This window comes from Streptomyces zhaozhouensis (assembly GCF_900230195.1).
GTDB lineage: Bacteria > Actinomycetota > Actinomycetes > Streptomycetales > Streptomycetaceae > Streptomyces > Streptomyces zhaozhouensis.
Map to the genome: position 1 here is coordinate 128,696 of NZ_OCNE01000007.1, position 12,265 is coordinate 140,960.

The following is a 12,265-nucleotide window of genomic DNA, read 5'->3' on the forward strand; positions in this document are numbered from 1 at the left end:
GCGTTGCCGCGTGCCGCCACCGCTCGTTGGACACGGTGCTCGGCCAATCCACTTGGCATGGACAGGATTTGGGTGGGGTAAGCCCTGGGGCACCACCCGTCCCCCCACTGATCAATCGGGAGGTTCCATGAACGTACGCCGCTGTCTGGCCACGGTCGCCACCGCGGCCGCCGTGCTCGGCGTCACCGCACTCACCCCCACCTCGGCCCAGGCGGACGCGTCCCCCACCGCGGCCGCCGAGTACGTGGCCGTGGGCGACTCCTACTCCTCGGGAGTGGGCGCCGGCTCCTACGACGACGCCAGCGGCGACTGCCGCCGCAGCACCGTCGCCTACCCGGAGCTGTGGGCGGACGCCAACGGCCCGTCCTCGTTCGCCTTCACCGCCTGCTCGGGGGCGGTGACCACGGACGTCATCAACGACCAGCTCGGGCCGTTGAGCGCCTCCACCACCCTGGTCAGCGTCAGCGTGGGCGGCAACGACGCGGGCTTCGCCGACACCATGCAGGTCTGCGTGCTCCAGGGCACCGACGCCTGCGTGGCCGCCGTCGCCGAGGCCAACACCTACATCAGCGACACGCTGCCGGGGCGCCTGGACGCCGCCTACGAGGCGATCAGCGCCGCGGCGCCCAACGCGCAGGTGGTGGTGCTCGGTTACCCGCGGATGTACGAGCTGGACGGCGGCTGCGCCCTCGGCATCAGCGAGGAGTCGCGGGCCGCCATCAACAGCGCCTCCGACAACCTCAGCGCCGTGACCGGCGACCGCGCCGCCGCCCACGGCTTCACCTACGGCGACGTCCGGTCGGCGTTCACCGGGCACGAGATCTGCTCGGACGACGAGTGGCTGCACAGCGTCACCGTGCCGGTGGGCGACTCCTACCACCCGACGGCGGCCGGCCAGTCCGGCGGCTACTACGCCGTCTTCGAGTCGCTCGCCTGAGCCGCGACTCCCGGCGCCACGGCCGCCGTTCGGGACAGCTCCCGGGCGGCGGCCAGCGCCGTCACCGGGTCCGTCTCCCCGGGCCCGGCCGGCCACCAGCGGCCCCTCTCCTTGCGGTAGGGCCACCACCGGCCGGCTCCGTGCCGCAGCTGCACCTCGCCGCCCGCGACCGTCCAGCGCCCGCCGCCCGCGCGGGGCGCCGCCCCTTCGCCGGCCTCCGCGAGGGCGCGCGTCAACTCCTCCTCGGCGCCCGGGTCGGGCGCGGGGGGCGCCTCCAGCACCGCGAGCGCCGGCGCACCGCCGACCCGCCAGGCGCGCACCGCCATGGCCAGCTCCACCCCGCGCCGCCCGCAGCCGGCGGCCAGCCGCCGGCTCACCGCGGTCGGCGGCTCACCGCCCGCCGCCAGCCGCACGGCGTCCTCCCACAGCCCCGGCACGGGCTCCGGCGCGCACGGCGCCTGCCCCGGCGCCAGCGCCAGGGCCAGCAGCCGGTGCGCGCGCCGTGCGGCGTCGGCGGCCAGGAACTCCAGGGCGGCCGCGTCCAGTTCGCCCCGGTCGTCGGGGACCAGCCCCGGCACGGACCCGGGCCCGTCCACCGCGGGCGGCGGCTCCGGCAGCGCGGGCACCTCCCGCGCGTACGCCTCGGCCGCCGGCACCCCGGCCTGGCCCCTCGGGGCCGCCGCCGGCCGCGTCGAGCGCCGCCGCAGCCGCGCCAGCAGCTCCTCGCGCCCCATCCCGCGCAGCAGCAACAGCAGGAACGGGTCCTCGTCCAGCAGCCGCGCCGTCTGGTAGCACAGGGCCGCCGTGTGCACGCAGTGGTCCCACTCGTCGCACTCGCAGGTCGGCTCCAACTCCCCGATGCCAGGCAGCAGGTCGACCCCGGCGGCCGACGCGTCCGCGACCAGCGCCGGCGGCAGCTCGGCGTCCAGCAGCGCCGCCAGATGGCCAGCCTCCCGCGCCGCCGTGCCCAGCAGCCGCTCCCACTCCGCGTCGTCCAGCCGCCGCAGCAGCACGTCGGCCCGGCGCGCCTCGCCGCGTCCCGTCCGCACCACCGACGTCAGCCGCCCCGGCCGCACCGACACCGCGCCGACCGCGCCGGCGCGCGCGTGCCGGCGTCCCTGCCGCAGCTGGGCGCCGTCCAGCGCGCCGTCCTCCAGCGCGCTCAGCCACGACCGGCCCCACCAGGTCACCGCGAACCCCCGGCCGTGCGCCGGCGGCAGCGGGGCCAGCACCCTCTCCTCCTCGGTCATCGCTCGCTCCCCTGCTCGCCCGTCACCCGCTCCGCCCCGCCGGCCGGTTCCCGGCGCAGCGTCACCAACTCCGTCAGCGCCGCGTCGTCCAGCTCGGTCAACGCGGCCTCGCCGCCGCCGAGCACCGCGTCCGCCAGCGCCTGCTTGCGCCGCAGCAGCGCGGCGATCCGGTCCTCGACCGTGCCCTCGGCGATCAGCCGGTGGACCTGCACCGGCTTGTCCTGCCCGATCCGATAGGCCCGGTCGGTGGCCTGTGCCTCCACGGCCGGGTTCCACCAGCGGTCGAAGTGGATCACGTGTTCGGCCCTGGTGAGGTTGAGCCCGGTGCCGGCGGCCCGCAGCGACAGCAGGAAGACCGGCGCCTCGCCCGCCGAGAACCGCCGCACCAGCTCCTCCCGGCGCGCCACCGGCGTCCCGCCGTGCAACAGCAGGCTCGCCACGCCGCGTTCCGCCAGCCGCGCCTCCAACAGCCGTGCCATCCGCACGTACTGGGTGAAGACCAGCGCGCTGGAGCCGGCCGCCACGACGTTGTCCACCAGTTCCTCGAACGCCTCCAACTTGCCGGACCTGCCGGCGAGTCGCGGCTCGTCCTCCTTGAGGTACTGCGCCGGATGGTCGCAGATCTGCTTGAGCGAGGTGAGCAGCCGCAGCACCAGGCCCCGCCGCGCCACGCCCGCGCTGCCGCGCACCTCGGCCAGCCCCTCGCGGACCACCGCCTCGTACAGTCCCGCCTGTTCCGCGGTGAGGGTGACGGCCCGGTCGGTCTCGGTCTTCGGCGGCAGCTCGGGGGCGATCCCCGGGTCGGACTTCCGCCGGCGCAGCAGGAACGGCCGCACCAGCCGGGCCAGTCGCTCGGCCGCCGCCGGGTCGCCCCCGTCCTCCGCCGCGTCGGCGTACCGCCGGCGGAAGGCGGTCAACGGCCCCAGCAGCCCCGGGGTCGTCCAGTCCAGTACCGCCCACAGCTCGGAGAGGTTGTTCTCCACCGGGGTGCCGGTCAGGGCCACCCGGGCGGCGGCCGGGACGGTGCGCAGTTGCCGGGCGGTGGCGGAGAACGCGTTCTTCACGTGCTGCGCCTCGTCCGCGACCAGCAGCGACCACTCCACCTCGGCCAGCCGTCCGGCGTCCCGCCGCATGGTGCCGTAGGTGGTCAGCACGAACGCGCCGGGCGCCAGCCCGGACAGCTCCCGTTCGCTGCCGTGGAAACGCCGCACCGGGGTGGCGGGCGCGAACTTCTCGATCTCCCGCTGCCAGTTGCCCAGCAGCGAGGCGGGCGCCACCACCAGCGTCGGGCCGGCCGTCGCCGGCGTGCGCTGCCGGTGCAGATGCAGGGCGATCAGCGTGACCGTCTTGCCGAGCCCCATGTCGTCCGCGAGGCACGCGCCCAGCCCGAGGGAGGTCATCCGGTCCAGCCAGTCGAGGCCGCGCCGTTGGTAGTCGCGGAGCGTCGCGCGCAGCGCGGGCGGCTGCGGCACCGGCTCGCCGACGGCGCGCTCCGGGTCGGCCAGCCGGTCCCGCAGCGTCGCGAGCCAGCCGGTGGCCTCGGCGGTGACCGGCTCGCCGCCCGCCTCCGTCCGTCCGGTCAGCACGGCGCCCAGCGCCTGGCCGACCGGCATCTTGCCGTCCTGCCGCTCCCGTGCGCGGCGCAGCTCCTCGGGAGCGAGCAGCACCCACTGGTCGCGCAGCCGCACCAGCGGACGCCCCGCCTCGGCGAGCCGGTCCAACTCGGCGCGCGTCAGCGGCGTCTCGCCCACCGCGAAGCGCCATTCGAACGCCAGCAGCGCGTCCGGGTTCAACAGCCCCGGCACCCGGCCGCCCCCGTCGCCGTCCGTGTCGCGGGCCGGCCCGATCGCCGCCCTGGTGGTGAGGGAACGTGCCAAGTCCCGTGGCCAGTGCACCCGCAGTCCCGCGGCGCGCAGCGCGTCGGAGGTGGCCTCGCCCAGCAGTTGGCCGACCTCCTCGTCCGCGAGCTCCAGCGCGTCCGGCACGCGCGCGGTCAGCAGCGGCGAGAGCGCCTCCCACGCGGCCGCCGCCCGCCGCAGGGTCAGCAGCGCGTCCCGCCGCGCGCCGGGACCGAAGTGCTCGGCACCGGGGCCGTCCTCGGCCCACAGCGCCGAGGCGTCCACGACCACCGCGGGGTCGGCCAGGCTGTGCGCCTGGAGCACCGCGCGGAAGCGCGCCTCGTCCGGGGCGGCGTCGCCGGCCGGCGCCTGGAGCTCCATCCGCAGTGAGAGCCCGACCCCGGCGTCGTGGCCGGCCGCCACCTCGCCGGCCCAGGCCCGCCGTTCCGGCACCCGCACCGGCTCCCGCGCGGCGAACGCCGGGGAGCCGGCGGCGAGCGCGGCGGCCGGGGTGCGCGGCAGGCCGTCGGCGACGGCGTCCAGGAAGGTGCGCAGCAACGTCGCCGGCGACGGCAGCAACGGCCCGCCGTCCGTGTCGGGTTCGGGCAGCGGAACGGCGTGTGCGTGCGGCGGCATCGCCTCGGCCAGCGCGCGCAGCCGCTCGGTGTCGGCGGCCTCCAGCGGCCCGAGTCGCCACGCGTCGTGGTCGCCGGCGGTCACTCCCGGCAACAGCCTTCCGCGCGCGGCGAGTTGCAGCGCCAGCACGGCGGCGGCCCCCCAGAAGCGGGCCGCCGGCGTGGCCGTGCGCGCGGCCCGCGCCCTGGTCAGCGCCGGGAGCGCGGAGCCGACCGGCAGGGCGACGGCGGGAACGGCGGTGACCGCGACCGCGCCGTCGGGGGTGGGCAGCGCCACCGTCACCTCCTCCACCGGCAGCCCCGGCACCTCGGGCGCCGAACCGTCCGGCGACCAGAAGGCGACCCGGGAGAGCCGAGGGGGATCGGCCGGCAGCACCGTGGCGGCGAGCTCCAGGAGGGCGGTGACCTGCGACGGGGTCGGCGGACTCGCTGACACGCGGCTCCTCAAATTTGACTAGTCGGCGGGCGACGGCCGAGGGTACCCCAACGAGAGGGGCGACCGGAAACGCCGAAGGAGGCCCAAAACGGCCCGAGTCGCTCCGGGGGGTGTCGCTGGGTACACCCCCACTCGGGGGGTTGCGGCCATAGTGACCCACCGTGAGCGTCTCCTAGACTGAGCGCATCATCCCTTATCCCGTACCGGAGTCTCCATGCCTCAGCCCACCGCCGTCGTGCCACCGTCGCGCTCGGCGCCGTCCTCGGCCACGCCCGACGCCGGCGAGTTCACCCCGTTGTCGCGGCAGGTCAAGGCAGAGCGACTGCTGGAGCGCCGACTGGGCTGGTACGCCGTCCACCTCGGCGTCAACGCCCTGGCGCTCGCGCTGGTGATCACCGCCGTGCTGCTCTCCGGCGACTCGTGGTGGACCGTCCTGCTGGCCGTGCCCATGGCGCTGTTCTCCACCCGCACGGCGTTCATCGGGCACGACGCCGGACACTCGCAGATCGCCACCAGCCGCAAGGTGAACCGGCGGCTGGGGCTCTTCCACGGCAACCTGCTGCTGGGCATGAGCTCCGCCTGGTGGAACGACAAGCACAACCGCCACCACGCCAACCCCAACCACATCGACAAGGACCCGGACGTCGGCGAGGGCGTGCTGGTGTGGACGGAGGGGCAGGCCGAGAAGCGCACCGGCTTCGCCCAGTGGCTCACCCGCAACCAGGCGAGGCTGTTCTTCCCGCTGCTGCTGCTCGAAGGCATCGCGCTGAAGGTCGCCAGCGTCCAGATGGTCGCCTCCCGCGAGGGCTGGGAGGGGCGCGGCCGGGCCCGGGCCGTGGAGGCCTCGCTGCTGGTCGTCCACTTCGTCGCCTACGTCGCGCTGCTGGTGACCGCCATGGGTCCGGGCAAGGCGCTCGTCTTCGCGCTGATCCACCACATGCTCTTCGGCCTGCACCTGGGCGCGGTCTTCGCGCCGAACCACAAGGGCATGGAGATGCCCGACCCGGACGTCCGCTGGGGCCACCTGCGCAAGCAGGTCCTGACCTCGCGGAACGTGCGCGGCGGCCCGTTCACCGACTGGATGATGGGCGGGCTCAACTACCAGATCGAGCACCACCTCTTCCCGAACATGCCGCGCTCCAACCTGCGCAAGGCCCAGCCGCTGGTCCGCGACTACTGCCGCTCCATCGGCGTCTCCTACGCCGAGACCAGCCTGCTGGACTCCTACCGTCAGGCGCTCACCCACATGCACAGCGTCGGCGCCGACCTGCGGGCCGACCGCCGCGCCGCGCGCCGGGGCGAGAAGGGCTGACCGTCGGGCGCCCGTCGGGCGGTGAGGGCTGAGCGCGAGGGTGCCCCGGCGAGGCCGGGGCACCCTCGCGTGGAACGGTGGACACTGGAGAGACGTTGACACAGTGCCGCGGCGACCCTCGCCGTGGTGAGGAGGAGGTGCTGATCATGAGTAGAGGCGCGAAGGTCGCGATCGGCGCGCTGGGCGCCGGGGTGATTCTCTGGTGGCTGACCAGTTTCTGGATCGCCCTGCTGGTCATGGTGGGCATCCCGGTCGGCGCGTACTTCCTGCTGGACTCCTCGCAGCGCACCCGCCTGCGCCGGGTGGGCCGCAAGGAGCTCGGCCGCTGACCCGCGACGTCGCTGAGCGCGGCGCGGGGCGCCTTTGAGGGACGCGGGGCACGGCGCGAGCGGCCCCGGACGGACGTGCGGCCGACCGCGCGCCGCTGCCTCGGCGCCCGGCGGACGGTCGCGAGCCGGGCCGGCGGGTCAACATCGCTTTGTCGACCTTCCCGCCCCACTTTTCACGGCGTTTTCTCGGCGTCTTCCCGCCGTCTTTCCGCCACGCTCACCCGGGGTCCCGGCCCGCCGCCGGGGCCCGCCACCGCGTGCCACGGGCCCTTCGGCCCGGTGAGCACCCCCCGCCCGTGCCGAGGAGGCGCGGAAACGGTACGGTCCCTTCCGGATAGCGGTGGGGGTCAGACGGTTGCTCACAACCGCTCGCTGGGGAAGGCTGACACCGCAGTCGCCTTACGAGAAGGGGGAGCTGGGGATGGCACTGAGCACCACGCTCGACTGGCTGTTGGACGACCTGGCGCAGCGACTGCCGCGTGTGCGGCACGTTCTGCTGCTGTCGAGCGACGGACTGGTGACCTCGGTGAGCCGAGGGCTCCGGCGCAGCAGCGCGGAGCATCTGGCCGCCGTCGCCTCCGGACTGCACAGCCTGGCCAAGGGGGTCGGGGACCACTTCGGCTGCGGCGATGTGCGGCAGACGATGATCGAGTTCGACGACGGAGTGCTCTTCGTGACCTCCGCCGGCGACGGCAGCTGTCTGTGTGTGCTCACCGGGCCCGACGCGGACGTGGGGCAGGTCGGCTACGAGATGACGCTGCTGGTCAACAAGGTGGGCGAGCACATGGGGCTGGCGGCGCGCGAGGCGCTCTAGCCGTTGTGACCGGGGAGGTCCCGGGGGCGGTCGGCGGGGCGGTGCGGCGTGCCGTGGCGGGGCGCTCACCGGGACGCGGGCGGCGGACCGTGATCTTCTGGTTACTCAGGGTTGCGCCTACGGGTGGGCGCGGCTAGGCTGACTACCGACAGTAAGCGATGCCTGCTGGAGGTAGTCATGCGTCTTGGGAGCCCGTCCCCGTCCGACCTCTCGCCCCCGCGGTTCCCCCCGCGCGCGCTGGTGTTGTCCCCGGCCGAGACCCGCGGCCCCGGCCGCGCGGCGACGACCACCCGCGGCCTCGGCCACGCCCGCCTGCCGCGGCGGGACGCCGGGACGACGCCCCCGAGCGGGGCGGGAGGCGCACCGCCGGGGAGGACGGTGACGGGGCACGCGGTCCTCGCGGCGCCCCCGGCGCGGGGCGCCACCGCGACCGGGCGTCGTCAGGAGCCCCGCGCGGCCCGCCTGTTCGACCACCCCCTCATCACCCGCGTCCCGGCTGCGCCCCGCTCCGGCGTCACGGAGGACCTGGCACGGCACCGCAGGCTGGTCCGTCACCGACCGTGGCGAGTCCCGGGCGGCCTGGCGCCCGCCCGCCGCCCCGGGCGGTGGGAGCGTGCCGCTCCCCGGGCGCGCCGCCGGGCCGGCCCGCTGCCCCGGCCCCCGGTGGGCCGGCGGCTCCCGCGCCACCCGGTGAGCGCGGCGGCCGGCGCCCAGTTGCTCGGCGTCAGCACCGCCCGCTTCTCCCGCCTGGCCAGGGGCGGTTGCTTCAGCCCCTGCGAGTTCCTCCTCACCGAGCACGGCGTGATCGCCTGGCGCTATCCGCCCGTCGAGCTGCTGCGGCTGGCGCGCCGCCGCCCCGCCCTGCTGACCGGCGCCCTGCCCGAGGGGCTGCGGCACACGCTCAGCAGGGGACACGACTGGCGACCGCGCCGATGGCGGGCCCGACGCACCGGGCTGCTCGTCGGGCAGGCGGCCGGCCCCTGGGAGGCGGCGGCCGTTCCCGCCGCGGTGCTGCCGCTCGGCGACCTGCGCGCCGCCGTGCCCGACCCCGCCGAGCGGGCCGCGCTCGGCCGGCTGCGCCCGCCCCTGGTCGCGGCCCGGCTCGCCGCCGGCCCGTGGCGCACGGTGCGGCGGCTGCTCACCGCGCACGACCCGGAGGAAGCCGGCTGGTACCGGGAGCAGTTGGAGGCCGCGCTCCGCCTCGCCCGTCAGCGCCCGCTGCCCGCCGTCACAGCGCCCCGACGTCGATCACCTTGAGCACCGCGCGGCCCTCTGCGTCCGAGGCGGTGAGGTCCACCTCGGCCGAGATGCCCCAGTCGTGGTCACCCGCCGGGTCGGCGAAGGTCTGCCGCACCCGCCACAGACCGTCCTCCGGGTGCTCCTCGATCGCCAGCAGCCGGGGTCCCCTGGCGTCCGGGCCGGTGCCCAGCTCGTCGTACTCCTCCCAGTAGCCCTCCAGCGCGGTGCGCCACGCCTCGGCGTCCCAGCCGTCGTCCCCGTCCAGCTCCCCCAGCTCCCTGTAGCGGTCCAGCGCCGCCAGCTCCACCCGGCGGAACATCGCGTTCCGCACCAGCACCCGGAAGGCCCGCGCGTTCGCCGTCACCGGCCGCACCTGGTCGGCCCGCTCCCGCGCCTCCTCGGCGTCCTCCGTCTCGGGGTTGGCCAACTGCTCCCACTCGTCCAGCAGACTGGAGTCCACCTGACGCACCAGCTCGCCGAGCCACGCCGTGATGTCCTGGAAGTCCTCCGACTTCCGGTCCTCCGGCACCGTGTGCTCCAACGCCTTGTAAGCGCTGGCCAGATACCGCAGCACGATGCCCTCGGTCCTGGCCAGCTCGTAGAGCGAGACGAACTCGGAGAAGGTCATCGCCCGCTCGTACATGTCGCGGACGACCGACTTCGGCGACAGCGGATGGTCGCCGACCCAGGGGTGGCTCCTGCGGTACAGGCCGAAGGCGTGGAAGAGCAGCTCGTCCAGGGGGCGGGGATAGCCGATGTCCATCAGCCGCTCCATCCGCTCCTCGTACTCGATCCCCTCGGCCTTCATCGCGGCCACGGCCTCGCCCCGCGCCTTGTTCTGCTGGGCCGCCAGGATCTGCCGGGGGTCGTCCAGCGTGGCCTCGACCACCGAGACCATGTCCAACGCGTAGGAGGGGGACTCCGGATCGAGCAGTTCGAACGCCGCCAGCGCGAACGTCGACAGCGGCTGGTTGAGCGCGAAGTCCGCCTGGAGGTCCACCGTCAGCCGCACCGTGCGCCCCTGCGCGTCCGGTTCCGGCAGCCGTTCCACGATCCCGCCGTCCAGCAGCGAACGGAAGATCGCGATGGCCCGCCGGATGTGGCGCAGCTGCTGCCGGCGCGGCTCGTGGTTGTCCTCCAGCAGCCGCCGCATCGCGGCGAACGGGTCGCCCGGCCTGGCGATCACCGCCAGCAGCATCGCGTGGGTCACGCGGAAACGCGACGTCAGCGGCTCCGGGTCGGCCGCGATCAGCTTCTCGAAGGTCTGGTCGCTCCAGTTGACGAAGCCCTCCGGCGCCTTCTTGCGCACCACCTTGCGGCGCTTCTTCGGGTCGTCGCCCGCCTTGGCCAACGCCTTCTCGTTCTCCACCACATGCTCCGGCGCCTGCGCCACCACGAAGCCGGAGGTGTCGTAGCCGGCCCGGCCGGCGCGCCCCGCGATCTGGTGGAACTCCCGCGCCCGCAGCACCCGCACCCGGTTCCCGTCGTACTTGGTGAGCGCGGTGAACAGCACCGTCCTGATGGGGACGTTGACCCCGACACCGAGGGTGTCGGTGCCGCAGATCACCTTCAGCAGACCCGCCTGCGCCAGCTTCTCCACCAGCCGCCGGTACTTGGGCAGCATCCCCGCGTGGTGCACCCCGATGCCGTGCCGGACATAACGCGACAGGTTCCGGCCGAAGCGCGTCGTGAAGCGGAAGTTGCCGATCAACGAGGCGATCTCGTCCTTCTCGGCGCGGGTGCACATGTTGATGCTCATCAACGCCTGGGCCCGCTCCACCGCCTGCGCCTGGGTGAAGTGCACGATGTAGACCGGCGCCTGACGGGTCTCCAGCAGCTCCGTCAGCGTCTCCGTCAGCCCCGTCGTCCGGTACTCGTAGCTGAGCGGCACCGGCCGGGTCGTCGAGCGGACCACGGCGGTCGGCCGCCCGGTGCGCCGCCCGAGGTCCTCCTCGAAGCGGGTCATGTCGCCGAGCGTCGCCGACATCAGGACGAACTGCGCCTGCGGCAGCTCCAGCAGCGGGATCTGCCAGGCCCACCCCCGGTCCGGCTCCGCGTAGAAGTGGAACTCGTCCATCACCACCTGGCCGACGTCCGCCTGCGCCCCGTCCCGCAGCGCGATCGACGCCAGCACCTCGGCGGTGCAGCAGATCACCGGGGCGTCCGCGTTGACGGAGGCGTCGCCGGTGAGCATCCCGACGTTCTCCGTGCCGAAGAGCTTGCACAGCTCGAAGAACTTCTCCGAGACCAGCGCCTTGATCGGCGCCGTGTAGAAGGTCACCTCGTCCCAGGCCAGCGCCGCGAAGTGCGCCCCCGCCGCCACCAGCGACTTTCCCGAGCCGGTGGGCGTGGAGAGGATCACGTTGGCCCCGGAGACCACCTCGATCAGCGCCTCCTCCTGGGCGGGGTAGAGGGTGATCCCCCGCTCGTCGGCCCACGACGAGAACGCGTCGAAGAGGGCGTCGGGGTCACTGTTCTGCGGCATCTGATCGATAAGGGTCACCGTCCCATACTGCCCGCACCACCCGCCCCGGGCAGAACCGACCGTTCGACCGAAGATCACATGGCGCTACGCTGTCGGGCCAGACGACGACTCAACGGGGAAGAAAAGGCGGGGGAGTTCAACCATGATGGGACCTGCGCACTCGCTGTCCGGCGCGATGGCCTGGCTGGGTGTGGGGGCCGCCGCTGCCGCCGCCGACCACGCCATGCCTTGGCCGGTGCTGGTGGCCGGCACCCTGATCTGCGCGGGCGCCGCGCTCGCCCCCGACCTGGACCACAAGTCGGCCACGATATCCCGCGCCTTCGGTCCCTTCTCCCGCATCCTCGCCGGCGTGATCGACAAGCTCTCCAGCGCCGTCTACAACTCCACCAGGGGGCCACGCGACCGCCGCCGCAGCGGCGGCCACCGCACCCTCACCCACACCTGGATCTGGGCCGTCCTGCTCGGCGCCGGCTTCTCCGGCGCCGCCATCCTCTTCGGCCGCTGGGCGGTGCTCTTCACCCTCTTCGTGCACATGGTGCTCGCCGTCGAGGGCCTGCTGTGGCGGATGGCCCGGGTCTCCAGCGACGTGCTGGTCTGGCTGCTCGGCGGCGCGACGGCCTGGATCGTCGCCGGCGTCCTGAACGAGCCGGGCAACGGCTCCAACTGGCTCTTCACCGACGAGCCCTACGCCTGGCTCGGCCTGCCCATCGTGCTGGGCGCCATCGTCCACACCCTGGGGGACTCCATCACCATCTCCGGCTGCCCCATGCTCTGGCCGCTGAAGATCTCCGGCCGCCGCTGGTACCCCCTGGGCACCCCGAGCTTCATGCGCTTCCGCGCCGGCGCCTGGGTGGAGAACCGCGTGCTGATGCCCGCGTTCGTCGTCATCGGCGCCGTGAGCGGCGTCGCCGCCGGCCTGCTGACCCCCTGACGCCCCGCTCCTCCCGCGCACGCGGGGGCCCGGCCCCCTGCCGGGGACCGGGCCGGGCC

9 protein-coding genes are annotated in these 12,265 nt (G+C 74.6%); 6 read left to right on the forward strand and 3 right to left on the reverse strand.

Going from position 1 to position 12,265, the window contains the following annotated elements:
* Nucleotides 1–127 precede the first annotated feature (127 nt).
* Nucleotides 128–937, forward strand: a complete 810-nt coding sequence (locus CRP51_RS12555) for an SGNH/GDSL hydrolase family protein (RefSeq protein WP_097231194.1) — start codon at nucleotides 128–130, stop codon at nucleotides 935–937.
* Here the strand turns inward: CRP51_RS12555 and CRP51_RS12560 are convergent.
* Together CRP51_RS12560 and CRP51_RS12565 are read right to left on the reverse strand one after the other, a co-directional pair.
* A complete protein-coding gene (locus CRP51_RS12560; RefSeq protein ID WP_212615894.1) occupies nucleotides 910–2,187 on the reverse strand; it encodes an SWIM zinc finger family protein in 1,278 nt (425 codons plus the stop codon). The two genes, CRP51_RS12555 and CRP51_RS12560, sit on opposite strands and share 28 nt — an antisense overlap.
* On the reverse strand, nucleotides 2,184–5,096 hold the full coding sequence (locus tag CRP51_RS12565) for an SCO1167/SCO6262 family helicase (protein WP_097231195.1): 2,913 nt from the start codon (nucleotides 5,094–5,096) through the stop codon (nucleotides 2,184–2,186). The genes CRP51_RS12560 and CRP51_RS12565 overlap by 4 nt, the downstream gene beginning before the upstream one ends.
* Before the next feature lie 214 nt (nucleotides 5,097–5,310).
* On the opposite strand from CRP51_RS12565, the gene CRP51_RS12570 reads away from it, so the two are divergent.
* The 4 genes from CRP51_RS12570 to CRP51_RS12585 all read left to right on the forward strand — a co-directional run bounded on the left by CRP51_RS12570 (nucleotide 5,311) and on the right by CRP51_RS12585 (nucleotide 8,808).
* Nucleotides 5,311–6,408: a fatty acid desaturase family protein gene (locus CRP51_RS12570; RefSeq protein ID WP_097231197.1), complete on the forward strand. Its 1,098-nt coding sequence runs from the start codon at nucleotides 5,311–5,313 to the stop codon at nucleotides 6,406–6,408.
* A 146-nt stretch (nucleotides 6,409–6,554) separates the two neighbouring features.
* Nucleotides 6,555–6,737 carry a tail-anchor membrane protein gene (locus tag CRP51_RS12575; RefSeq protein WP_097231325.1) on the forward strand — a complete coding sequence of 61 codons (183 nt, stop codon included), beginning with the start codon at nucleotides 6,555–6,557 and terminating at the stop codon, nucleotides 6,735–6,737.
* 421 nt (nucleotides 6,738–7,158) lie between these two features.
* Nucleotides 7,159–7,551, forward strand: coding sequence for a roadblock/LC7 domain-containing protein (locus tag CRP51_RS12580; protein WP_097231198.1), 393 nt, complete (start codon nucleotides 7,159–7,161; stop codon nucleotides 7,549–7,551).
* 378 nt (nucleotides 7,552–7,929) lie between these two features.
* Complete coding sequence (locus CRP51_RS12585; protein ID WP_097231199.1) at nucleotides 7,930–8,808, forward strand: DUF6397 family protein; 879 nt, start codon at nucleotides 7,930–7,932, stop codon at nucleotides 8,806–8,808.
* Here CRP51_RS12585 and CRP51_RS12590 read toward each other — a convergent pair.
* A complete protein-coding gene (locus CRP51_RS12590) occupies nucleotides 8,780–11,293 on the reverse strand; it encodes a DEAD/DEAH box helicase (protein WP_097231200.1) in 2,514 nt (837 codons plus the stop codon). The genes CRP51_RS12585 and CRP51_RS12590 overlap by 29 nt on opposite strands.
* Nucleotides 11,294–11,417: 124 nt before the next feature.
* On the opposite strand from CRP51_RS12590, the gene CRP51_RS12595 reads away from it, so the two are divergent.
* Nucleotides 11,418–12,206 (forward strand): metal-dependent hydrolase, encoded by a 789-nt coding sequence (locus CRP51_RS12595; protein ID WP_097231201.1) that lies wholly within the window; start codon nucleotides 11,418–11,420, stop codon nucleotides 12,204–12,206.
* Nucleotides 12,207–12,265: the final 59 nt, after the last annotated feature.

Excerpts from the sequence above, each read along its gene's own strand:
- CRP51_RS12555 (WP_097231194.1), top strand. The coding sequence starts at position 128 with ATGAACGTACGCCGCTGTCTGGCCACGGTCGCCACCGCGGCCGCCGTG.
- CRP51_RS12560 (WP_212615894.1), bottom strand. The coding sequence starts at position 2,187 with ATGACCGAGGAGGAGAGGGTGCTGGCCCCGCTGCCGCCGGCGCACGGC.
- CRP51_RS12570 (WP_097231197.1), top strand. The coding sequence starts at position 5,311 with ATGCCTCAGCCCACCGCCGTCGTGCCACCGTCGCGCTCGGCGCCGTCC.
- CRP51_RS12575 (WP_097231325.1), top strand. The coding sequence starts at position 6,555 with ATGAGTAGAGGCGCGAAGGTCGCGATCGGCGCGCTGGGCGCCGGGGTG.
- CRP51_RS12580 (WP_097231198.1), top strand. The coding sequence starts at position 7,159 with ATGGCACTGAGCACCACGCTCGACTGGCTGTTGGACGACCTGGCGCAG.
- CRP51_RS12595 (WP_097231201.1), top strand. The coding sequence starts at position 11,418 with ATGATGGGACCTGCGCACTCGCTGTCCGGCGCGATGGCCTGGCTGGGT.